Here is a 21,990-nt window from a genome sequence, read left to right as displayed (position 1 = left end):
GCGATCGCTATTCAGAATTCACACCTACCAACGGCTAATGATGAAATTTGAGATGATACACTCTTGGCTGAGAATCTTGGACGATCGCATCTTGCCAATCTGAATGATACTGAGATAGGGTTTGCACTTGTCCGCCAACCAAACACAGTGGATCGACTATCCGCGATTTACAGCGAACCAAAATATCAAAGTTTTGGGAATTATTTTCTACTTCAATCCGATCGTTCATTTGCTGCCAATACTGCAACAGATGCAAATCTTTTTGAAGATGGGGCGTAATTTTAGCTAATATCTGGCGATCGCTTTGAAATAATTCGTCTCGATTGATGTAACCTTGACTCAGACTATGTTTGAGCAAGTTGCCAACACTGCATAACATCACGGCTGATTCCAAACTAGAGTAGTATTTATCGTTGATATGGCGGAAAAATTCCGCAAATTTCCGTGCTAGTTGAGAATTTTTAAAAACCCATTGTCGATCGATGATACCAAGCCCATCTAAAAATTCTTGAATGGTTGGGCGATCGATAACTCGATGATGAATACCAGCACGCAAAACATAATCAATGCGATCGGCACAAAGACTTGGTAAGGATTGTTCTAATAGAGGAAAACGAGACTCATCAAAGAAATCTTGCGCCTTGAACTGATACTTTTGGAGAATCTGAGGGATGACGCTGTGGGTTACAAAAGTTTCAAAAGCATCATCTTGGAAAGTATGGTGTGTCTGAGAACCTTCTGAGAGAGCATAATCTATACAATGAGAAAAAGCAGTGTGGGAAATATCGTGTAACAGTCCTGCTATCTGCTCTTCCAAAGATGCACCAAAATGAGACAATAGATAACAAACCCCAACCGAGTGTTCAAAACGACTGTGGTAAGAGTCAGGAAAAAATGGCTCTGCATATCCTGCCATACTAATGTCTTGGAGGCGTTGTAAAGGCTCGCTGGCGATTAGTTCTTGAAGTATGGGTTCGCTAATCGTGAAAGTTCCGTAGACACTATCATCAAAAAACATTGTGCTAGCTTGATTCTTCATTAACCATATTGACAAATTCTTTTACAAGACTGCTGTTGCCGTACCTGTTGCGATCGCTTGCTGCTAAAACTGTCTCTATTGCACCCGAAACAAAAATAATTCACTTTTAGTATGGACTTAATGAATAATTTAGATATGGCAATACGAATTTAGATTAGGACACTCAATACTTATGTCTTATCTAAGTAACTAGGAGGAATCTATGACTATAGAAATTCTCACCATTACCACTCCTTTTGCATTAAATATTTCCGTAAATTGCTACCTTGTTAAAATCGGCAATGATTATATCTTGATCGACACGGGGATGCCAAATCAGCGCAGCACTATTGAAACAAAACTGAGAAATGCAGGCTGCCATTCGGGCAATCTTAAGCTAATTATCCTAACTCATGGAGATATAGACCACTGTGGAAATGCTGCATATTTTCGTCAAAAGTTTGGGACAAAAATAGCTATGCATCATGCCGATCTGGGCATGGTCGAACGGGGAGATATGTTCTGGAATCGCCGAAAACCAAATATTTTTATTAAGATAATATTTAGTCTGTTGTTTGGATTAGATAGATCGGACAGATTTAAACCAGATCTGTATCTCAAAGATGGAGATAAACTTGCTAAATATGGATTAGATGCTCAAGTTCTCGATCTTCTTGGTCATTCAAAAGGCTCAATCGGCGTTTTATTAGCTGATCAAAATTTATTCTGCGGGGATTTATTAGGAAATACCGATCAACCAAAACTCTGGTCGATAATTGACGATCCCTTGGCAGCAAGTGCCAGTGTCAAAAAACTCAAAAGTTTAGGAATAAATACTGTTTATCCTGGACACGGGAAACCCTTTTTAATGGAACAGTTCAATCATAACAACTAACAAATCGCGACCTAAAAGGCAGGCAATTAAATTGAACCAGAAACAGAATCATGGTTGTTTTGGAGTGATAGATTGAGCTTTACGTCACAGGTTCACCGCCTTCTGCGGTCAATATCAACGCTTAAAATCAATTATCAATATGTACCAATATATTTCTACCCCTAATACCCAACAACTCGAACGGTTGGGAGAAATTGATTGTCAGTGTTTTGGTTCTCTTCTATCAGAATGGCAGCCATATCTCGATCGTATTGGTGAAGAAAATTTCCGTATAATTACTCGTCAAGACCAAGTAATCGGCGGTTTGGCAATTTATCATATGGGTCAGTGGTTTGGCGGTAAAACCGTACCAATGGCAGGAATTGCTGCTGTTGGTGTCGCTCCCGAATATCGAGGACAAGGTGTCGCCAATCGGCTTTTAAAACAGACGATTCAAGAGCTACATCGTCAGCAAATTCCTATTTCTGCGTTGTATCCTGCAACCCAAATACCCTATCGCCAGGTAGGATACGAACAGGGCGGTAGTTACTGTAAATGGAAATTACCAACAGCCAGCATTCAGCTACGGGAAAGGGATTTGACTCTGGAACGAATTGAAGTAAGCGATCGCCGTATTGCCGATATTTATCGCCAACAGTCTCGGTTGAATAACGGAAACTTAGAACGCGCTCAAGCCATTTGGGAGTCAGTTTTAGAACCTCCAAAAGAAGGAACGCTCTATGCTTATCTAATTGGTTCGCCCGATCGTCCAGAAGGCTATATAATTTTCACTCAAGAAAAGAAGCAAATCGCGATCGCAGATTGGGCATTGTTAACCGCAGCAGCAGCCAAGCGAGTATGGACATTTCTAGGAGATCATCGATCGCAAATTAAAGAAGTAACCTGGTGGGGTTCTCCTGTTAATCCTTTCCTACTACTTTTACCCGAACAAAGTGCGATCGTAGAGAAACAGGAAAATTGGATGTTGCGAGTTATCGATTTACCTACTGCACTGACAAAGCGGGGTTATCCACCAGAATTGTCAGCAGAATTACATTTAGATATTAAAGATGAATTGCTCCCTGCTAATAATGGTAAGTTTTGTTTGCAAGTGTCTCAAGGAAAAGGAGAGGTAAGTCGAGGAGGAAATGGTGATTTCCAACTCAATATTTGTCATTTTGCCTCCCTTTATGCAGGCTTTTTGAGTCCTACTCAGTTAAAGCAGCTAAACTATATACAAGCTACTCCCGCGGCTTTAGCAACAGCAAGTTTAATTTTTTCAGGCGATCGCCCTTGGATGCCAGACTTCTTTTGAGTCTTTACTTGCATAGATGCCTTGAGACAAATTTAAGTCTATAAATTAGAGGATTGTGGCATAGTTGCAAATATCTTAATCTCGATCAATATGTGACACGATTGCTTGAATGCCTTTTAATCTCTCGACTGTTTCTTGAAGCGAAGATCGATCAAGTTTTTCACATAAAATCTCATCAAGTTCTGCTAGAAGTTGTCTTGAATCTGACATTAAGTGTTCGCCTAATTCGGTAAATAGTATTTCCTTTTGTTTTCCTTTGCCGTCAACTTGCTCTAAATATCCCATACAGCATAATTCTTTTACTTTTTTGGCAACCATTTGCCTAGAGATGCACAGGCTGCGGGCAATTTCTGAACCATAGTTAGTGCCACATTCTAGCGCGCTCAGAAATCTGAGAACACAAGGAGTTATAGATTGATATCCCCTCTCTTTCAAAGCATTGGATAGGTAAAGAGATATTTGTTCGTTCATCTTTGTTGCGCCAAAAAACAATTGGAGCGATTGACTCTCCACCATCGGAATGTCTCTTTTTGTAAACCTGGTTGACATAAATAAAAATCTCACACTAACATAAACTTATTGTCAACCAAATTTACATAGATAGCAAAGCGATTTGCCTATCGCGCAGTCTTCGGTATCGGCTTCACGACCTCACTTAAAAGTTTTTGCGACAACAACATAATCAAGGAGATTCCGATGAATAGCTCACTACCATTACGAATTGCCCTTATAGCAAATGCTGTTTTCTCATTTACTTGTGCCATGTTGATGATATTCAACTCGTCTATTGTCGACCAGATACTTGGTATCCAAGCACCGCTGGTGATTCAGTCCATAAATCAGGGAAATCAAAGAGTGATCGCTCGTCTCATACCGAAGTTTTGCTGATATCAATACGATTAATGGTTAACTTTTGAGTGAAGCCCTTTATCTTCGCTATAGCTGTTAGACGGATAACTTAAACTAAGGCTAATAGCTAAAAGCCAAAAGCTAAAGGCTAAAGGCTAAAGAAAAACAATTATGCAAATACGACAATACACTGATGATGATTTGAAAGCAGTAATTTCATCTTGGGAGAGCGCTTCAAAGATGGCTCACCCATTTTTAGAAGAAGATTTTTTGGCGCAAGAGCGAATAAATATCGCTGAGTTATATCTGCCCAATGCGGAAACTTGGGTAGCCGAGCTAGACGGAAAGGTTATTGGGTTTATTGCACTCATAGGTAATGAAGTCGGTGGAATATTCTTACAACCTTCATATCACGGAAAAGGGATTGGTAAAGCTTTGATGGATAAAGCCCAGGAATTACGTGGAAGTCTTGAGGTTGAAGTATTCACTAAAAACTCGATAGGACGAAAATTCTACTCCAATTATGGGTTCGAGAAAATTGAAGAAAAAGTCCATGACAAAACAGGCAATGACTTGCTGCGCTTGAAGTTTATCGCTGCTAAGTAACAGCTCAGTTATTTTCTTTTTTCAAACTGACTTAAGTGTTAGGAGATCCGACCATGACAAATGCACTACCTCCCAAACGACAGAAAACTCTAGATACTTTTTATCAGGTGAAATATGTCGAACGTTCATACCTGTCAAAAAAAAGATAATTGGAGATATTATGCAATATTCAACCGAAAATCTGATTAATATTTATGGTTCTGGTCAAGGATTACCAACGGCTAAACAATGGGAAACTCTCCTTAGTGGGGATATGAACTCACCCCTGACAGTTGTTAACTTTTTCAAGTTTAGCGATCGCGCCGATTCAACTTTAATCAGTGGAAAAGAAATGGCTGGAAGGGAAGCCTTTGCAGTCTATGTTAAAACCAGTGTTCCTAAAGTTTCTCAGGTTGGCGGACATTTCATTCTCCGAGGGATTGTTGAAGGTAGTTTAATCGGAGATAATTCGACCCAATGGGATATTGTTGCGATTGGACAGTATCCTCGACGGGAGTACTTCTTCAAATTATTCCAAGATGATGAATATCAAAAGGCTTTTAAGTTTAGACAAGCAGCCTTAGAAAAACAAGATGTCTTTTTGGTTAGTACAGTGTAGGCATTAATTTGATGACTCTATCTCACCTGTATAAATCTTTAGTAGTAGAACTACAGTTTTTGGCTACATTACCGTATTCAATTTATTTCCAAGTGCATCCCTATTTCTTCCCGATTGTCCCTTAAGGTTGAGAACACTGGTAATGTGATCTCTCCACAGTCAGTTGTCCGTCAAGAATGTACTTCATTTAATTAAGAAGAGCTACTAGTAATTATCTAGGATCGGAACAGATCCTTAGGAAAGATGAAATCTTCTGAATTTGCTAATCCGTTCAACGAGAAGTTTGAAGAATTTGAATCCTCCCCAGCAGAGAATCGTCCCTCAAAATGGCTCTGGGTATTGTTGAGTTTGACAATACTTTGTGGTGGCGGTGTCAGTTGGCTATGGCTGAAGCAAAATAATGCTCCTCTGACGACAGAGAATCAATCTACTCCTGCCATTCCCGTAAGACTGCAACAGTTAGAAGTTAGTAAAATTAATAATACTTCCGAATTTGTCGGCGCACTTGAGGCTCGTCAAAGAGTAAATTTACGACCAGAAGCCGAAGGAAGAATTGTCAACATTTTAATTAGTTCTGGCGACAATGTTAATCAAGGAACACCTCTAATTCAACTTCGACCCGATAAAAATCAGGCTCAACTAAATAGTGCGATCGCGAGGATCAATTCTTTAAAAGCCTCTCTTAACCGAGCTGAATCAGAACTCAGAGCAGCTGAAGCAGAAACATCTAAGGAGGCAGCAGAGTTAGAGTTACAAAAAGAAGAATTGAAACGGACAAGTTTTCTAGTTTCCGAAGGAGCGCAATCCGCCCAAGATCTAGACCGAGTTAAACGCGATCGCCAAGCTGCCCTGGCTAGCTTTGAAGCGGCTCAAAAGCGAATCCAAGCTGCGGAAGCGGCGATAGAGGCTGCTAATGCCGATCTTAGGCAAGCAGAAGCAGAAGCAGATTTAGAACAGGAAAATCTAAAAGATACAGAAGTAGTTGCCCCACTGACAGGAAATATCGGCGATATTCCCGTCAAGATTGGAGATTATGTCGAAATTACTGACACTCTAACCACAATTACCCAAAACCAAGCTTTGGAATTACGTCTTGCTGTTTCGATTGAAGATACTACTAAATTAAGTATTGGTTTGCCAGTAGAACTCAGGACATCTCCAGGAGGAGAACCTTTAATAGTGGGCACGATTAGTTTTATCTCTCCTACAGTAGATACGACATCTCAGACTGTTTTGGCAAAAGCTAATTTTCCCAATCCCCAGGGGAAACTACGAGATAAGCAATTTGTTCGAGCCAGAATAATTTGGGAGCAAGTTTCAGGAGTTTTAATACCCGCTTCGGCGATTACCCGCTTGGGAGGTCAGGCATTTGTCTTTATTGCTCAAAATTCAGAAACTACCAAATCAGAAGAATCAACACAAACAGCTGAGCAACGTCCAGTCAAATTAGGTTCAATTCAAGGGAACTACTATCAAGTTATTGACGGGGTAGAGTCTGGAGAAACTCTGATTACTTCTGGTTTGTTAAATCTCTCTGATGGGGCTGTCATCATGCCCGAATCGGCAAGTTCTTCAACCGAAGCTTCTCCCTCTGAGTTTTTGGCTATTGGCGATTAGTTACTCTCCGCTAGTTGATAAGAATAACAGACTCAAGAGTCAAAACTTCTTGGTGAATTATTAACCGTATGTAAGTTCAACATCGGGAATAATTACTGATTACTGATTACTGATTACTGAACTCCGAACTCCGAACTCCGAATTCACTTATAGCCCATCATATTCTTTGTCAGCTTTAGATATCATGTTTATCGAAACTTTTATCAAGCGACCAGTTTTAACCATTGTCTGTTCGATCGTCGTCTTGTTAGTGGGATTAGTCAGTATTCCCACTTTACCTGTCGAACAGTATCCTGATATCAGCCCCGTGCAAGTGGTAGTAACTGCCAACTATATTGGAGCCAGTGCAGAAGTAGTCGAAAAAACCGTCACCACAGTTTTAGAAAGGCAGATTAATGGTGTTGATGGGATGAAGTATCTTAATTCGATTAGCTCTGAAGATGGCACTAGTCAGATTATAGTTACCTTCGATCAGGGTTATAACATCGACATTGCTGCAGTTGATGTTCTCAATCGAGTGTCTTTGGCTGAACCACAATTACCAGATTTAGTTAGACAAACTGGGGTTTCTGTAACTAAGCAATCCAGTAATTTTCTCCTGGGCATGGCAGTTTTTAGCCAAGAAGAAGGTAAATATGACAGTAACTTTATCAGTAACTATGCCGATCTCTATGTCTTAGATGAAATTAGAAGAATTAGAGGGGTAGCTAATATTGTCCCCTTTGGTGAACGCCGTTATGCTATGCGCTTGTGGTTAGACCCTCAAAGATTAGCTAGTCGGGGTATTACGGCTCAAGATGTGGTTGATGCCCTCAACGAGCAAAACCTAGAAGTTGGAGCAGGAAGGATTGGTCAACCTCCAGCTAAAGACGGACAAATGTATCAACTTACCCTCAAGGCTGTAGGTAGGTTGAAAGAAGCGTCTCAATTTGAGGAAATGATTCTGCAATCGGGTTCGGATGGGACCCTGATTAAGCTCAAAGATGTGGGACGAGCTGAATTAGGAGCTGAAAATTATGAAACCTTTGCTAAGTATAGTGGTCGGAATGCAGTAGGTTATGGCATTCAGCAAGCTCCTGGCAGTAATGCTTTAGAAGTTGCCAATGCTGTCAAAGCCAAAGTAGCTGAACTAGCGGAAGATTTTCCCCCAGGAATAGACTATGAAATTCCTTACGACCCTAGTTTGTTTGTAGTTGAGTCGGGAAGGGAAGTGGTGCGAACTCTAGCTAAAGCAGTGTTGTTAGTAGTCCTGGTGCTGTTTATCTTTTTACAGAACTGGCGAGCTACCCTCGTTCCTGCGATTGTGATACCGATTTCCTTGATTGGAACTTTTGCCTTTATCAAATTATTTGGGTTTTCTATTAATAGTCTGACTCTATTTGGTTTAACTCTCGCTACAGGGATGGTAGTTGATGATGCGATCGTAGTAGTAGAAGACATTGTGGCTAAAGTACAGGAACAGGGAATGCAACCCCATGTAGCAGCGATGGAGGCAATGCGAGAACTTTCAAGTGCCGTAATTGCAACTTCTTTGGTTCTCTTGGCGGTTTTTGTACCTGTAGCCTTTTTCCCTGGAACTACTGGGCAGCTTTATAAACAATTTGCTCTGACTATTGCTTTTTCGATTGTTATTTCTACTTTCAATGCTTTAAGTTTGACACCTTCGCTTTCCGCTTTACTTTTACGTCAAGGACAACAGCCACAAGGTTGGTTAGGCAGAGTTTTTGCTGTATTTAATCGTGGCATAGACTGCTTGCGTCAAGGATATCGGGGTATATTATCGCCCTTAAGTCGGATTAAAGCCTTTATTGTGGGGCTATTTATCTTCTTTTTGTTGTTAACAGTCTGGATGTATCAAAATGTACCCACGGCATTTTTGCCAGAAGAAGACCAGGGCTATTTGATTAAACTGATTCAAGCACCAGAAGGAACTTCTTTAGCCTACACCGAGCAAGTAGTCGATAAGTCCGATCGCTATTTTGAGGATATACCTGAAGTGGCAGGGACGTTTTCGATTGGCGGCTTTGGTTTTACTGGTAACATAGCCAATGTTGCCACTACTTTTACCCCTTTTATACCCTGGAGCGATCGCCTAAAATCCGAACAGTCAGCCCAGGGAATTCTCGGTCAGGTAATCGACAAACTGATGGCAATTCCCGATGCTAGGGTCTTCGCCATTAATCCACCCACAATTCAGGGTTTAGGAAATTTTGGAGGCTTTGTATTTCAGCTTCAAGACCGAGGCAATAATGATATTCAGACTTTCTTACAATTTGCCGGTCAGATCCTAGAAAAAGCTAATCAGGCTCCCGAACTGGAAAACGTCTTTACTACTTATACGGCTAATTCCCCCCAACTATTGTTGGAAATTGATCGTAATCAAGCCAAGGCTGTAGAAGTCGAGATTGATGATATTCTCAATACACTTCAAATTTTCCTCGGTTCACGTTATGTCAACGACTTTAATGAGTTTGGTAGAACTTATCGGGTATACATTCAAGCTGACAAGGAGTTTCGCTCTAACCCCGAAGATATCGGCAAACTCTATGTTCGTTCTGCCCAAAATCAGATGATTCCTCTGAGCAATTTAGTCCAAGTAACTCCTGTAACAGGACCACAGATCATCAATCATTACAATTTGCTTCGTTCAATTGAAATCAATGGTGCTGCTGCTTCAGGTTATAGTTCTGGTCAGGCGATCGCTGCTATGGAACGGATCGCGGCTGAAATTTTACCTAAGAATATGGATTATGAATGGTCGGGAATTTCCTTAGAAGAAATTGAATCTGGCGGTCAAGCCCCAATTATTTTCGGCTTAGGAGTGTTCTTTGTCTTCCTAGTTCTAGCGGCTCAATATGAAAACTTTGTCGATCCGTTTATTATTCTACTGGCAGTTCCTCTTGCCATCTTGGGCGCACTATCAGCAGCTTCTCTCAGAGGTTTTCCCAATGATGTTTATTGTCAGGTAGGTTTAGTGATGTTGATCGGCTTGGCTAGTAAAAATTCAATTCTGATTGTGGAGTTTGCCAACCAACTTAGAGAACAAGGTATTCCCATTGCTAAAGCGGCCCTAGAAGCAGCACAGCAGCGATTACGACCAATTATTATGACGGCAATTTCTACACTGCTGGGAATTTTTCCACTAGTTGTAGCTACAGGGGCGGGTTCGGCTAGTCGTCAATCACTGGGGACAGCAGTATTTGGTGGCATGGTAATTGCTACAGTTCTGAGTCTGTTTATTGTGCCCATACTTTATATTATTGTGGCGAAGCAATTGAGGGATTAATTCAAATCAGCTCCTACTGGGTATTTCTGTAAAACAGTTTTTAGATATTGCCCTGTATATGACTGTTTATTCTGAGCCACTTCCTCTGGAGTTCCTGTGGCAATAATTTCTCCTCCTTGATCTCCTCCTTCGGGACCCAGGTCGATAATCCAATCGGAACAGCGAATTACATCTAGATTGTGTTCAATCACGATCAGGGAATTACCTTTGTCGACCAAACGTTGTAGAACATTTAAGAGATGATGAACATCATAAAAAGATAAACCAGTGGTAGGTTCATCAATTAGGTAAAGAGTTTTACCTGTGGCGCGACGGGATAATTCCGAAGCCAGCTTAACTCTCTGGGCTTCTCCTCCAGAGAGAGTAGGGGCTGGTTGTCCGAGTTTTATGTATCCTAAACCAACATCGACTAATGTTTGCAGTCTGGAAGCAGCGCGGGGGATATTTTTAAAAGTTTCTAAGGCTTCTTCCACAGTCATGTTTAAGACATCGGCAATGGAAGAATTTTTATATTTAACTTGTAGAGTTTCACGATTATATCTTGCCCCTTTGCAGACATCACACTGAACATAGACATCGGGTAAAAAATTCATTTCAATAACATTCACCCCTTGTCCACTGCAGGCTTCGCAACGACCACCTTTTACGTTAAAGGAAAATCGTCCTGCTTTATACCCCCTGGCTTTAGCTTCGATGGTTTCGGCAAAGATCGCTCTAATAGAATCAAATACTCCTGTGTAAGTGGCAGTATTAGAGCGCGGAGTTCTGCCAATGGGAGATTGATCAATGGTAATTACTTTGTCGATCGCCTGTAGCCCTTTGACTTCACCAAGATTTTTGGGGAAAGGTACTTTGCGACTGAGTTGATGCTTTAAAGCGGGATGCAACAATTCATTGACCAAGGTAGATTTACCAGAACCCGATACCCCAGTGATACAGACAAATTTACCCAGGGGGATCTCGATATCAAAATGTTTGAGATTATTCTGATGACAATCTTTGAGAGTTAAACCATGAGCTTTACCCTTTCTTCTGGCTTTGGGAGTGGTAATTACGCATTTACCTGATAAATATGCTCCTGTGAGAGAGGTTTCAGACTTCAATAAAGCGTTTAAATCCCCTTGAACAACAATATCTCCCCCGTGTACTCCAGCTTTAGGACCAATATCTACAATGCTATCGGCAGCATAAATTGTGTCCTCATCATGTTCAACAACAATTAGAGTATTGCCTAGATCTCTTAGCTTTTTCAGAGTTCCCAGTAACTTATGGTTATCTCGTTGGTGCAAACCGATACTGGGTTCATCTAACACATATAGTACGCCTGTCAATCCTGCACCTATTTGAGTCGCCAAACGAATACGTTGAGCTTCTCCTCCAGATAGAGTCATGGCTGCGCGATCGAGGGTTAGATAGTCTAAACCGACATCAAGTAAAAATTGTAGACGAGATTTAATTTCTTTGAGGGCTAATTCTCCAATTAATGCTTGACGATTGGTTAGTTTTAGATTGTTGACTCGATCTAAACAATCGCGAATCGGTACACCTGTTAAATCATTGATGCGATATTGTCCCAAGCTAACGGATAAGGATTCTGGTTTAAGGCGTTGACCGTTACAGGTAGCACAAGGGCGATTAATTAAATACTGTTCTAGTTTATTTTTGACGGAGTCGGAGTTAGTCTCTTGATAGTTGCGTTGCAACATTTTGATAACTCCAGAATAGTGACGATGGTATCCTTTCGGTTGACCACTGCGGGTATCTGATTGGAAATATACTGGTTCGGATGCACCATAGAGAATAACTGACTGTTGTTCTTCTGTAAGCTGTTCCCACTTAGCTTGAATTTCAAAACCAAAAGCTTGACCTACCCCGTGCAGCAGGGAGAGATAGTAAGAATTATCTTTATCTGACCAAGGAGCGATCGCACTGTAGACTGGTTGCTTAGGATCGGGGACAACTAACTCGGGAGCAAAGGTCCGATGACTTCCTAAACCATGACAGGCGGGACAAGCACCATAAGGAGAATTAAAGGAAAATAAACGGGGTGATAATTCTTCAATTACGGCACCATGTTCAGGACAGGCAAAGTTTTCCGAAAAAACGATCTTCGAAGAGTGACTATTCTGTTGACTATCAGCAGCCGTCAGAATTTCTATTTCGGCAATACCATCAGACAGACGTAAACAAGTGGCTAGTGAATCTACCAGACGTTCTTGAATTCCTGCCTTTTTAATTAGGCGATCTATCACCACCTCAATATCGTGTTTATAATTTTTGTCTAATTTGATCTGGTCATCTAACTGTTTAACTTCGCCATTAATCCGCACCCTGACATACCCTTGAGAAGCCAAACTAGATAATAATTGCTTGTGTGTCCCCTTTTTACTCCTGACCACCGGAGCCAGAATAAGAAACTTGGTTTGATCAGGTAATTCCATGATGCGATCGCACATTTCATCAATGGTCTGAGGTACTATCGAGCGATCGCACTTGGGACAATGAGGTTCTCCCGCCCTGCCAAATAAAAGCCTTAAGTAATCGTATATTTCTGTAACCGTGCCTACACTAGAACGAGGATTATGAGAAGTAGATTTTTGATCGATGGAAATAGCAGGACTCAAACCTTCAATGGCATCAACATCTGGTTTATCTAGCTGTCCTAGAAATTGACGAGCATAGGCACTGAGAGATTCTACGTAACGCCTTTGTCCTTCAGCAAAAATCGTATCAAAAGCTAAAGAGGATTTTCCTGAACCAGAAACCCCAGTAAACACGATTAACTGATTGCGAGGCAAGTCTAAATTAACGTTTTTTAAGTTATGTTGCCTCGCACCCTTGATGCGAATCACGTTTTCATCTACAGAAGATCTCTTGATCTCAGTAGTTTTGTGGTTGGCTTGAATACCGTTACTGAAGGGAGTCATACAGACAAGACTTAATAGTTTTTAATCATATTAACGTTTAAAATTGCTTTTTAATGTGTTGGAGTTTTCTCAGCCAAAAAAAAGAAGAGCCAAGATCTAAACTTGACTCTTCTCTTAACTAATACCCCCAAGGGAATTTGAATCCCTGTCGCCTCCGTGAAAGGGAGGTGTCCTAGGCCACTAGACGATGGGGGCTTAGGTTAGTTGGTTGCTACGGTCAAACTCGCAACGTTTTTAAATATATCTAATATTATTGTCACTGTCAACACTTTTTTTTGGGAAAAAGTTTTCATCCCTGAAATAATTTTGTCACATACCTCGCTGCATTTGCCTGAGACGTCTTTGCGCAGCTGGATCGAGGGTATTAAATAAAAAACTTCCCGCAGGCTTTTTCTTCGTCTGTCTCTTAATTCTGGTGTTGCGAGCTGCCTGTTGTACTTCGCCTGCTAGCATTTGAGCAGAACGCCATTCTGCCCCATAGCCAACTACTGTTAATTGTTGTGCGCGATCGCTCGTAGCAACTATTAACCGAGTAGATTCTTGCTGGTATTTTTTGCGGTTAAAAGTGGCACAAAATTTTTCGATATATGTATCTGCGGTTTCTGCAAAAGCTGTGTAATGAACTGATAACGCCGCAGTATACCCTTCTGTACTACGAGGTGTATCCTGATAATGAGCATCAAATATTATTTTGGTTCGATAGGCAACAGCAGCAGTGTAATTGATTAAGCATTCAATTAACTCGCGACGAGCTGCCTCTAAACCGTGACGATCGCGACTTTTTTTTAAGTCTGACCAGTCGCCGATGATGTTATAACCATCGACGAGTAGTATTGCCTGGTAGGAGGAAGACATTGCAATTTATTTTTGTTTCAAAAATGAGAATGATATTCTCATCTATTCTAAGCAGAATGTTAACAAAAAGTTAAACAAATTTAAAAAGCGCCAAATTGCTAACTGAGGTTTTCCAAGTAAAAAACAATAGTTAATAACGTTGTTTTTCTGTCGCCAACAGTTTAGCTTTCAGCTTTTGAGGCTCTCCTTTGGCCACAACTTTTCCTCCTTCTAACAGAAAAGCTCCGTCGCAGTAATCTAATTCTTCAAGACGATGCGTTACCCACAGAGCAGTTAAGTTACGCTTCTTAACCAGATTTCTTACCTGAGCTACTAATTCTAATTGAGTATCAGGATCGAGTAGTGCGGTGGGTTCATCAAACAAAATTACTTCGCAGTTACGAGCAATTGCCCCGGCGATCGCAATTCGCTGTTTCTGTCCGCCACTGAGGGCATGAATCGGTCGTCTCTCCAAATCTAGTAGATTTACTGCTGACAAAGCAGATTGAACTCTTTCCCTGACCTGAACGGTCGATAAATTCTCACTTACTAAACCAAAGGCAATATCCGCACCAACAGTAGGCATGACTAATTGATGATCGGGATTTTGAAAGACAAAACCTGTTTTATAAGGCATGACGATAGAGCCAGCATCAGGGATTAGTAGTCCTGCTAACAGCCTTAATAAGGTAGATTTTCCGCTACCGTTATTGCCTAACAGCATCCAAAACTCCCCAGAAGGTACTTCTAGAGAACAACCATCTAGCACCTTTGCTTCAGTCGACCAACTAAATTTGATCTGGTCTACTCGAATAACTGGTGATTTGTCTGACTCTAGATTCTGATTATCAGTCGAGGAGGTCATTACTGGTCAGCAGCAGTAGCAGCGAAGAAACCAGGTACTCGTCCTTCTGCCATACCGCCAGACTTTTTATTTACATTTACGGCACAGATTAAATTACCCTTAACTGCTACTTTTTTTTCCTCATCTTTGTCACAGGTCAGCTCAACTAAATCTGAACTTCCCGATCGCATTGCCTGAACAATTTGTTGATAAAGACTTTCGGCAGCTTCAGATTCTTTGCGCTGTACGGAAATAGGCAACGGGATGTCTTGTAAAACTATATCAATGGTAAACATAAAGCTCTAATAAAAAAGATGGCAACAGTTAAATTATCTTCCAAATTCAAGGAAATTCCCATCTTGATTTATTTCTACTGAGGGAAAAATTTAATTTTTTCTTTGGATTTGCCCTGGAAATATTAACTGTTTTCTTCTATTATGTGTAATATAAGTAAAGAAAAGTTAACTTTTCTCACAATTGATTTGACCAACGGTCACAGCAGCGCGAAGTTATGTTGCGGGAGTTTCCCCCTTTATCCCAAAGGGATACCGCAAGTATAAGCAAACTTCGAAATGAGGCTTCATCGTTTTACGGCGGAGTAATCTGTGACTTATTAAAAGTTAGATCAGCGAAATCGTAATATTCCCAACGATCTTATTAATTATTATTTCGGAGATTTATTTACATGACAATAGCAGTAGGGCGCGCCCCAGCTAAACGCGGCATCTTTGATGCGGTAGATGACTGGCTCAAGCGCGATCGATTTGTATTCGTAGGATGGTCGGGTATTCTGCTTTTCCCCTGTGCCTACTTGTCCATTGGTGGTTGGCTCACTTGCACTACCTTTGTGACTTCCTGGTATACTCACGGTCTAGCAAGTTCTTACCTCGAAGGATGTAACTTTTTGACCGTAGCCGCTTCCACTCCCGCAGATAGCATGGGTCATTCCCTGCTATTTCTCTGGGGTCCTGAAGCTGCTTGGAGTTTTACCCGTTGGTGTCAAATCGGTGGTTTGTGGGCTTTCATCGCTCTCCACGGTGCCTTTGCATTGATTGGCTTTATGCTCCGTCAGTTTGAGATTGCTCGTCTCGTAGGAATTCGTCCTTACAACGCGATCGCTTTCTCCGCCCCCATCGCCGTATTTGTTTCGGTATTTTTGCTTTATCCTTTAGGACAGCACAGTTGGTTCTTCGCACCTAGCTTAGGTGTAGCGGGAATCTTCCGTTTCATCCTGTTTGTACAAGGATTCCACAACTTCACCTTGAATCCCTTCCACATGATGGGAGTAGCAGGTGTTCTCGGTGGAGCATTATTGTGTGCGATTCACGGAGCAACAGTAGAAAATACCTTGTTTGATGACGGTGGCGAAGCGAACACCTTTAGAGCGTTTGAACCAACTCAAGCAGAAGAAACATATAGTATGGTGACAGCAAACCGTTTCTGGTCACAGATTTTCGGGATTGCTTTCTCCAACAAACGTTGGTTACACTTCTTTATGTTGTTCGTCCCCGTAACCGGACTATGGATGGCAAGTATCGGGATTATCGGCATTGCGTTGAACTTACGAGCATATGACTTCGTATCTCAAGAGTTGAGAGCAGCAGAAGATCCTGAATTTGAAACTTTCTACACCAAAAATATTTTGCTCAACGAAGGTTTGAGATCCTGGATGGCAACTCAAGACCAACCACATCAAAACTTTGAATTCCCTGAAGAAGTATTACCTCGTGGTAACGCGCTGTAAGCAGGAAAAGGATCCTACAGATTAATATGAATATTATCTAGCTGATCTGTAGTTTGATTTAAATCCATCAGGTTTGGTATTAGACCCCTCTACAATGAGGGGTTTATTTTATATTAAATTGATTAGCTTTTGATATAGCGGTTCTCAAATAAGTGAGGTACAAATATAAACTTAGTCAAAGACTTGAAAACCCCTATTCCCTATTCCCTATTCCCTGACTCCACCAAGGTGTATCTCATTAATACGAGAACCGCTATAAATAAGAATGTTAATCATAACAATAAGCAAACTAGACTAGGATTTTTAGCTTGTCCACGATAGTCTAGAAGATAATATTATGAGATGAAATATCCTCTCAAGTTCAAAAGATGAGGAGTATTCAATCGATAGCAATTTACTTTTTAGATTAGTTTTTAGCTAAAAGCCAATAGCTAAAAGCTTTTCGAACATGATAACCAGTTTAGTACAGGATAAATAGTTAGTTGTGCCAAAGCCAATAGCAGGCATTGTTTATAACGATATTAAGCCAATAGCTTGCAAAGTTGCATCAGAAATAGAAGAGAAACTTGCTGGTTCAGGTTGGGATGTACGGATGACGACAGGAGTAGGAGGAATACTAGAATATTCAACTCCCGGTAGTCCTGTGTGCAACACACGAATCGAGCAATTAACCCCTCCTAACTTTGATCGAGATATAGAATTTGCGGTAGTCTTGGGTGGTGATGGTACAGTTTTATCGGCTTTTAGGCAACTTGCTCCCCATAATATCCCTTTGCTGACTATTAATACAGGTCACATGGGCTTTCTGACAGAGACATATCTCACTCATTTAGACGAAGCTGTAGACAAGCTTTTAGCCAAAGACTATGAAATAGAAGAGCGTTCTATGCTCACGGTTAGAGTATTTCGCAATGATGCTATGTTATGGGAGGCTCTTACTCTGAACGAAATGGTTTTGCATCGAGAACCATTAACAAGTATGTGCCATTTTGAAGTACAAATTGGTCAACACGCACCAGTAGACGTAGCAGCTGATGGCATTATCATTTCCACACCAACTGGTTCTACTGCTTATTCTTTGAGTGCGGGAGGTCCCGTGGTAACTCCGGAGGTTCCTGTATTGCAGTTAGCACCGATCTGTCCTCATTCTCTTGCGTCTCGGGCATTAGTGTTTAGCGATCGCGAATCAGTCAAGGTATTTCCTGCCACTCCAAATCGGATGGTAATGGTGGTCGATGGCAATGGTGGATGCTATATTTTGCCTGACGATCATATTTATATTGAAAAATCAGTTTATCCTGCTCGCTTTATTCGACTGCGATCGCCTGAATTCTTCCGTATCCTGAGGGAAAAGTTAGGTTGGGGATTACCTCATATTGCCAAACCTACCTCAGTGGAGCTACCCTAAATCACAGATTACTCCGTCGTTGTACGGCAAAGCAATTTGTGACTGTTAGTTAGCTTTACTCTGAGCTTGCCCTGTAGCGAGTCACACTACCATGATTACCAACAAGAAGACCAATGCCACCAATTCACCAATTTTGTTATTAACCGATAATGATTTTGCCCAACAAGCAAGTTTAGATTTACAGAGGGCGGGCTACTTGCCCCTGTTTGAAAAAGCCCAGAAGGGATGGCAAAAACTAAGTATCCTTCAGCCAGCAATGGTAATTGTCGATCACTCAATTTCTGGCACCTCAGGTGTTAGTTTGTGTCGTCAGTTACGTAGTTCAGGCAATAGGATTCCCATCTTGATGCTAGTTGAGCAAGAAACAGTAGCAGAAAGGGTCGCTTGTTTAGAATCTGGAGCAGATGACTATCTATTAAAACCCTACAATCGTGAGCAACTGTTGGAGCAAATTAGTTTATATCTTCAGTCAGAAGTTCCCGTCCCAGAGCAATTAAGATTTGGTGAATTAATTTTAGATTTAAGTACTCGTCAAGTAATACGTAATGATCGAGTTATCGATTTAACCATGAAAGAGTTTGAATTGTTGAAATACTTGATGTCTAATCCACAGCAGGTCATGACTCGGGAAGAAATCATTGAAAATGTCTGGGGATTCGATTATCGTGGGGAATCCAATGTTATTGAAGTTTATATTCGTTATTTGAGACTAAAAATAGAAAGCCAAAATAGTAAAAGATTAATTCAAACTGTCAGAGGAATTGGTTATGTACTTAGAGAATCGTAAAATTGAAGTATAAATGATGAAATTAAAAATTAATCTAGGTATCGTACTACTAATTCTTTTATCTAGTTGCTCATTTATAACATCTGCTAAGAAAACTATAGCTAATGCTTCAGAGGAAATTAAACAGGGTCAAATGTTACCCATAACCGCCACAGCCGAAATTGCTGAAGCAACAATTCAGTTAGAGGTAGCCCAAACTCCACAACAACAGGCGACGGGCTTGATGTATCGTGATTGTTTAGCAGACGATCGGGGGATGTTATTTCCTTTTGAATCGGTCAAGGTTGCTCGTTTTTGGATGAAAAATGTCCCTATATCTTTGGATATGATTTTCCTAAATGGCGATCGCGTTGTCGGGATTGCTAATGATGTCCCTTCCTGTCAAGATAACCCTTGTCCTGTATACGGTCCAGAAGCTTTAGTCGATCAAGTAATTGAATTACGGGGAGGAAGAGCCCAAGAATTAGGGATTAACGTCGGAGATCAAATTGTAGTTAAATTTTTGGATTCTAAGTAAAAGCTACAATCTTGAATACTAGTGATTAATTATACTTGGCAAAAAAAAAATTGATTAATAATTAGCAATGTTCTTAAACAATAATTAATCTATGCATATTTATTGCTAGCGAAACCTAACTATATATCAATAGGCAGAGTTAAAACAAGCAGTAAATTACATATTATATTTTAACAATCAGTAATTTTAAGTAGTTTTACATACTGATGTATGTCATTATAGAAATTCCCAATTTGTGGAATACTCTAACCGACAAAAAAGTAGAGTTCTTAGTAAATAAAAATAAAATTTTAGTTAATTGTGATTTAAAACACTAGCAATATTTTATTTGTCTCTAACAATAGTAAGAATTCATATTTGATTGATCATGACAAATGACAATAGTCATACTGTTCAGACAGCTCTGACTTAGCTGACTTATGAAGCAATGGACACGGCGGAGCAATCTGTGACTAATGTAATGACTTGATTTAAAAAGTTTGAAACAGGGTAAAAGCAATGAAACCAGCCATCTATGCCAAATTTATTAAATTCTTGACCGAAGAACTATCTCTTTCCCATGACTCTATTGCGATAGTACAAAGAGCCGTGGAAGAAAATCCGGCGCCAATACCGATGATTCTTTGGCAGTATGGACTAGTCACTCTAGAAGAACTAGATCGTATTTATGACTGGCTTCATTCTAAGACCAAATTAGATCTCAACTAGCAATCGGAAATTTTTGAGATTATTATCATTACTAATTAAAAAATAATAAAATTGTTTGTAATAATCCGACAATAAACCCTAGTATTCCTCCTAAGTTAACGATCGCTTGGAGTTCATTTTTAACTATACCTTGTACTGCTATTTCTAAATCTTCGGGAGAGGTAGCAGAAACACGATTGATAATTACTTGATCGATTGACAGGATTGGTATCGCTTGGGCAACTAGTTTCTCTAAATCTTCTTCTAGATAACGTTCCAATACCAAAGCCAATTCCTGACTAATTACTTCTAAAGAATCATTGACTGCCGGCGATGATTGTAGACGTTTGAGAATTAATACTGATAAATTTTCCCACTCCACGGAATCACCTAGTCTGGCAATCACATTACCCCCTTCCTCTCTAATGTAATTGCGTACTGTTTCACGTACTGTTTTACGTAATTGTCTCACTGTAGAAACAGGCAAATTTTGCAGCGAGAGATTTTTGAGCCAATTTTTAATGCGATCGCGAATTTGTAATGAGAAAGTTAATTCTTCTAGTCTGGCGTTGGTGATTTCTTTTTCATCAATACAAAAAGAGCGTAATCTAATTAGACTGTTACGTAAGCCAAATAAGTTGGCAACCACCCAATAAGTACCACTGGTTTTTTCCCGAAAACCTTCATCAATAATTTGAATATTGCGATCGCTTAAAAAATCAATAATTGCACGACGAATTACGTCAGGGGGCAGAACAGAACCTAACAGCCAGTCGGAAAATTTCTTGGCTTGGGACTCTTTGAGTTGAAAATTGAGCAGAATCTGATCGAAAATTTGATTAGTTTGAGCTTCTAAAAAATCATCTCTTCTCGCCAATACTCTAAGCAATCGGGGTAAAGATTGACTAAATAGATCGTGCAAGATATTGGCTAAAACTTTGGCTGTTTTTTGTTCTCGATCTTCCTGAACTTGTTCCAAGGCTAATTTAAGCAACCATAAAATAGCACTTTCCATACGTTCCGTTGCCAGAAGCCTTTGAGCTAACTTTTGCAGTTCACTGGGGGTCAGTAATGAACCCATAATAGTGTCGGAAACTTTTTGAGCTAGACGCTCTTGATTACTGGGAATTAAGCCAGGAGTGAAAGGTAACTTTCGCTTACCAATGTAAATAGCCTTGTAGGGACGAAAGAGCATTTTAATGGCTATGTCGTTAGTAAAATAGCCAATAATACTCCCTGCTACAGGAGGAACAAAAAATATCCAGAGGTTAGCTAATGCCAAAGCAGTATCTTGAATCGACAATAAAGATTAGGAGGCAGAAAATTAATTCCATTCTTATTTTATTTCGTTAGTGCCAATATCCCCATCATTCCTCCCATCAATGGGTAATGGATCGCTTGGCTGAATCCGGCTGAATGAGCTAGTTTAACCTGTTCTTTTCCCAGGGGAAATCTTTTCACACTAGGAGTTATGTAAGCATATTCTTCCTTAAGATTCATTTCTGCCGCAGTTGGTACTACGATGTTAGTAAGATACCACTGTTGAAAAGCTTGCATATAGCCTTGGCTGGGACGATGAAAATCAAGCACTGCTGCTTTTGCTCCTGGTTTAAGAACACGATACAATTCCTGCAAACAACGAGGAATATTAGTCACGTTTCGCAATCCGTAACCCATAGTGGCACAGTCAAATTGATTAGGGACAAATGGCAAATTTAAAGCGTCTCCTTCAAGCCACTCCATTGGTACGGTAGGACATTTAACCATTTGTCGTTGTTTTGCGATCGCCAGTTGCTCGCAGGCAAAATCTAAGCCCGTTACCTTACCACTATTGCCCACTTTTTGTGCTAGTAATAGAGCAAGGTCTCCGCTACCACAACATATATCCAAAGCGTGATCTCCTAAACTAGCCTCACACCATTTGACGGTCATCAGCTTCCAAATACGATGCTGACCAAAACTTAAGCGATCGTTTAATTGATCATATACTGGTGCAATACGATCAAAAATAGCTTTTATTTCTGTTGCTGCTGGAGAAGCCGCTGGAGTCATGAAATTTCTGTCCGGGATTAATTTTTA

20 protein-coding genes and 1 tRNA gene are annotated in these 21,990 nt (G+C 40.4%); 12 read left to right on the top strand and 9 right to left on the bottom strand.

The window, feature by feature from the left end; genetic code table 11:
* Nucleotides 1-34: 34 nt before the first annotated feature.
* On the bottom strand, nt 35-1,039 hold the full coding sequence (locus PLEUR7319_RS0121005; protein ID WP_026102680.1) for an HD domain-containing protein: 1,005 nt from the start codon (nt 1,037-1,039) through the stop codon (nt 35-37).
* A gap of 202 nt (nt 1,040-1,241) precedes the next feature.
* On the opposite strand from PLEUR7319_RS0121005, the gene PLEUR7319_RS0121000 reads away from it, so the two are divergent.
* Nucleotides 1,242-1,913, top strand: a complete 672-nt coding sequence (locus PLEUR7319_RS0121000; RefSeq protein WP_019507200.1) for an MBL fold metallo-hydrolase — start codon at nt 1,242-1,244, stop codon at nt 1,911-1,913.
* 139 nt (nt 1,914-2,052) lie between these two features.
* The gene (gene eis, locus PLEUR7319_RS0120995) at nt 2,053-3,207 is read left to right on the top strand and encodes an enhanced intracellular survival protein Eis (RefSeq protein ID WP_019507199.1); all 1,155 of its coding nucleotides are present in this window, start codon (nt 2,053-2,055) and stop codon (nt 3,205-3,207) included.
* Between the two features lie 75 nt (nt 3,208-3,282).
* Here eis and PLEUR7319_RS0120990 read toward each other — a convergent pair whose 3' ends face one another.
* On the bottom strand, nt 3,283-3,756 hold the full coding sequence (locus tag PLEUR7319_RS0120990; RefSeq protein WP_026102679.1) for a MarR family winged helix-turn-helix transcriptional regulator: 474 nt from the start codon (nt 3,754-3,756) through the stop codon (nt 3,283-3,285).
* Between the two features lie 147 nt (nt 3,757-3,903).
* Between PLEUR7319_RS0120990 and PLEUR7319_RS42815 the strand changes: the two genes are divergently transcribed.
* The 5 genes from PLEUR7319_RS42815 (at nt 3,904) to PLEUR7319_RS0120960 (ending at nt 10,163) form a co-directional block, all read left to right on the top strand.
* Nucleotides 3,904-4,095 (top strand): hypothetical protein, encoded by a 192-nt coding sequence (locus PLEUR7319_RS42815; protein ID WP_144054351.1) that lies wholly within the window; start codon nt 3,904-3,906, stop codon nt 4,093-4,095.
* A 132-nt stretch (nt 4,096-4,227) separates the two neighbouring features.
* A complete protein-coding gene (locus tag PLEUR7319_RS0120975) occupies nt 4,228-4,662 on the top strand; it encodes a GNAT family N-acetyltransferase (RefSeq protein WP_019507196.1) in 435 nt (144 codons plus the stop codon).
* A 160-nt stretch (nt 4,663-4,822) separates the two neighbouring features.
* A complete protein-coding gene (locus PLEUR7319_RS0120970; protein ID WP_019507195.1) occupies nt 4,823-5,260 on the top strand; it encodes a DUF1330 domain-containing protein in 438 nt (145 codons plus the stop codon).
* Nucleotides 5,261-5,503: 243 nt separating this feature from the next.
* Complete coding sequence (locus tag PLEUR7319_RS0120965; RefSeq protein WP_019507194.1) at nt 5,504-6,877, top strand: efflux RND transporter periplasmic adaptor subunit; 1,374 nt, start codon at nt 5,504-5,506, stop codon at nt 6,875-6,877.
* Between the two features lie 184 nt (nt 6,878-7,061).
* Nucleotides 7,062-10,163 (top strand): efflux RND transporter permease subunit, encoded by a 3,102-nt coding sequence (locus PLEUR7319_RS0120960; RefSeq protein ID WP_019507193.1) that lies wholly within the window; start codon nt 7,062-7,064, stop codon nt 10,161-10,163.
* Here PLEUR7319_RS0120960 and uvrA read toward each other — a convergent pair.
* The 5 genes from uvrA to PLEUR7319_RS0120935 all read right to left on the bottom strand — a co-directional run bounded on the left by uvrA (nt 10,160) and on the right by PLEUR7319_RS0120935 (nt 15,064).
* Complete coding sequence (uvrA, locus tag PLEUR7319_RS0120955; protein WP_019507192.1) at nt 10,160-13,090, bottom strand: excinuclease ABC subunit UvrA; 2,931 nt, start codon at nt 13,088-13,090, stop codon at nt 10,160-10,162. The genes PLEUR7319_RS0120960 and uvrA overlap by 4 nt on opposite strands.
* A gap of 122 nt (nt 13,091-13,212) precedes the next feature.
* A tRNA-Glu gene (locus tag PLEUR7319_RS0120950) sits at nt 13,213-13,285 on the bottom strand.
* Nucleotides 13,286-13,399: 114 nt separating this feature from the next.
* Nucleotides 13,400-13,945 carry an NYN domain-containing protein gene (locus PLEUR7319_RS0120945; RefSeq protein WP_019507191.1) on the bottom strand — a complete coding sequence of 182 codons (546 nt, stop codon included), beginning with the start codon at nt 13,943-13,945 and terminating at the stop codon, nt 13,400-13,402.
* 130 nt (nt 13,946-14,075) lie between these two features.
* Nucleotides 14,076-14,789, bottom strand: coding sequence for an energy-coupling factor ABC transporter ATP-binding protein (locus PLEUR7319_RS0120940; RefSeq protein ID WP_019507190.1), 714 nt, complete (start codon nt 14,787-14,789; stop codon nt 14,076-14,078).
* Nucleotides 14,789-15,064 (bottom strand): hypothetical protein, encoded by a 276-nt coding sequence (locus PLEUR7319_RS0120935; RefSeq protein WP_019507189.1) that lies wholly within the window; start codon nt 15,062-15,064, stop codon nt 14,789-14,791. The genes PLEUR7319_RS0120940 and PLEUR7319_RS0120935 overlap by 1 nt, the downstream gene beginning before the upstream one ends.
* Nucleotides 15,065-15,453: 389 nt before the next feature.
* Here PLEUR7319_RS0120935 and psbD point away from each other — a divergent pair, with 389 nt between their 5' ends.
* The 5 genes from psbD to PLEUR7319_RS0120910 all read left to right on the top strand — a co-directional run bounded on the left by psbD (nt 15,454) and on the right by PLEUR7319_RS0120910 (nt 19,932).
* Nucleotides 15,454-16,512, top strand: a complete 1,059-nt coding sequence (psbD, locus tag PLEUR7319_RS0120930) for a photosystem II D2 protein (photosystem q(a) protein) (RefSeq protein ID WP_019507188.1) — start codon at nt 15,454-15,456, stop codon at nt 16,510-16,512.
* A 484-nt stretch (nt 16,513-16,996) separates the two neighbouring features.
* Nucleotides 16,997-17,920 (top strand): NAD(+) kinase, encoded by a 924-nt coding sequence (locus tag PLEUR7319_RS0120925; RefSeq protein WP_019507187.1) that lies wholly within the window; start codon nt 16,997-16,999, stop codon nt 17,918-17,920.
* A gap of 91 nt (nt 17,921-18,011) precedes the next feature.
* The gene (nblR, locus tag PLEUR7319_RS0120920; RefSeq protein WP_019507186.1) at nt 18,012-18,707 is read left to right on the top strand and encodes a response regulator transcription factor NblR; all 696 of its coding nucleotides are present in this window, start codon (nt 18,012-18,014) and stop codon (nt 18,705-18,707) included.
* A 13-nt stretch (nt 18,708-18,720) separates the two neighbouring features.
* Nucleotides 18,721-19,224: a DUF192 domain-containing protein gene (locus PLEUR7319_RS0120915; RefSeq protein ID WP_071592935.1), complete on the top strand. Its 504-nt coding sequence runs from the start codon at nt 18,721-18,723 to the stop codon at nt 19,222-19,224.
* 498 nt (nt 19,225-19,722) lie between these two features.
* Nucleotides 19,723-19,932, top strand: a complete 210-nt coding sequence (locus PLEUR7319_RS0120910) for a DUF2949 domain-containing protein (protein WP_019507183.1) — start codon at nt 19,723-19,725, stop codon at nt 19,930-19,932.
* A gap of 31 nt (nt 19,933-19,963) precedes the next feature.
* Here the strand turns inward: PLEUR7319_RS0120910 and PLEUR7319_RS0120905 are convergent, their stop codons facing one another.
* Together PLEUR7319_RS0120905 and ubiE are read right to left on the bottom strand one after the other, a co-directional pair.
* The gene (locus PLEUR7319_RS0120905; RefSeq protein WP_019507182.1) at nt 19,964-21,214 is read right to left on the bottom strand and encodes a DUF445 domain-containing protein; all 1,251 of its coding nucleotides are present in this window, start codon (nt 21,212-21,214) and stop codon (nt 19,964-19,966) included.
* Nucleotides 21,215-21,252: 38 nt separating this feature from the next.
* Nucleotides 21,253-21,963: a bifunctional demethylmenaquinone methyltransferase/2-methoxy-6-polyprenyl-1,4-benzoquinol methylase UbiE gene (gene ubiE, locus PLEUR7319_RS0120900; RefSeq protein ID WP_019507181.1), complete on the bottom strand. Its 711-nt coding sequence runs from the start codon at nt 21,961-21,963 to the stop codon at nt 21,253-21,255.
* Nucleotides 21,964-21,990 lie beyond the last annotated feature (27 nt).

It is taken from the genome of Pleurocapsa sp. PCC 7319 (genome assembly GCF_000332195.1).
Lineage (GTDB): Bacteria > Cyanobacteriota > Cyanobacteriia > Cyanobacteriales > Xenococcaceae > Waterburya.
The sequence above is the reverse complement of the archived record's forward strand: the minus strand, read 5'-3'. Positions and strand labels throughout refer to the sequence as shown.

Bases quoted from the DNA above. Each gene is read 5' to 3' on its own strand.
- PLEUR7319_RS42815 (WP_144054351.1), top strand. From the start codon at position 3,904: ATGAATAGCTCACTACCATTACGAATTGCCCTTATAGCAAATGCTGTT.
- ubiE (WP_019507181.1), bottom strand. From the start codon at position 21,963: ATGACTCCAGCGGCTTCTCCAGCAGCAACAGAAATAAAAGCTATTTTT.
- PLEUR7319_RS0120970 (WP_019507195.1), top strand. From the start codon at position 4,823: ATGCAATATTCAACCGAAAATCTGATTAATATTTATGGTTCTGGTCAA.
- PLEUR7319_RS0121000 (WP_019507200.1), top strand. From the start codon at position 1,242: ATGACTATAGAAATTCTCACCATTACCACTCCTTTTGCATTAAATATT.
- PLEUR7319_RS0120975 (WP_019507196.1), top strand. From the start codon at position 4,228: ATGCAAATACGACAATACACTGATGATGATTTGAAAGCAGTAATTTCA.
- PLEUR7319_RS0120965 (WP_019507194.1), top strand. From the start codon at position 5,504: ATGAAATCTTCTGAATTTGCTAATCCGTTCAACGAGAAGTTTGAAGAA.
- eis (WP_019507199.1), top strand. From the start codon at position 2,053: ATGTACCAATATATTTCTACCCCTAATACCCAACAACTCGAACGGTTG.
- PLEUR7319_RS0121005 (WP_026102680.1), bottom strand. From the start codon at position 1,039: ATGAAGAATCAAGCTAGCACAATGTTTTTTGATGATAGTGTCTACGGA.
- PLEUR7319_RS0120960 (WP_019507193.1), top strand. From the start codon at position 7,062: ATGTTTATCGAAACTTTTATCAAGCGACCAGTTTTAACCATTGTCTGT.
- PLEUR7319_RS0120910 (WP_019507183.1), top strand. From the start codon at position 19,723: ATGAAACCAGCCATCTATGCCAAATTTATTAAATTCTTGACCGAAGAA.
- PLEUR7319_RS0120935 (WP_019507189.1), bottom strand. From the start codon at position 15,064: ATGTTTACCATTGATATAGTTTTACAAGACATCCCGTTGCCTATTTCC.
- uvrA (WP_019507192.1), bottom strand. From the start codon at position 13,090: ATGACTCCCTTCAGTAACGGTATTCAAGCCAACCACAAAACTACTGAG.
- PLEUR7319_RS0120990 (WP_026102679.1), bottom strand. From the start codon at position 3,756: ATGTCAACCAGGTTTACAAAAAGAGACATTCCGATGGTGGAGAGTCAA.
- psbD (WP_019507188.1), top strand. From the start codon at position 15,454: ATGACAATAGCAGTAGGGCGCGCCCCAGCTAAACGCGGCATCTTTGAT.
- PLEUR7319_RS0120940 (WP_019507190.1), bottom strand. From the start codon at position 14,789: ATGACCTCCTCGACTGATAATCAGAATCTAGAGTCAGACAAATCACCA.
- nblR (WP_019507186.1), top strand. From the start codon at position 18,012: ATGATTACCAACAAGAAGACCAATGCCACCAATTCACCAATTTTGTTA.
- PLEUR7319_RS0120945 (WP_019507191.1), bottom strand. From the start codon at position 13,945: ATGTCTTCCTCCTACCAGGCAATACTACTCGTCGATGGTTATAACATC.
- PLEUR7319_RS0120915 (WP_071592935.1), top strand. From the start codon at position 18,721: ATGATGAAATTAAAAATTAATCTAGGTATCGTACTACTAATTCTTTTA.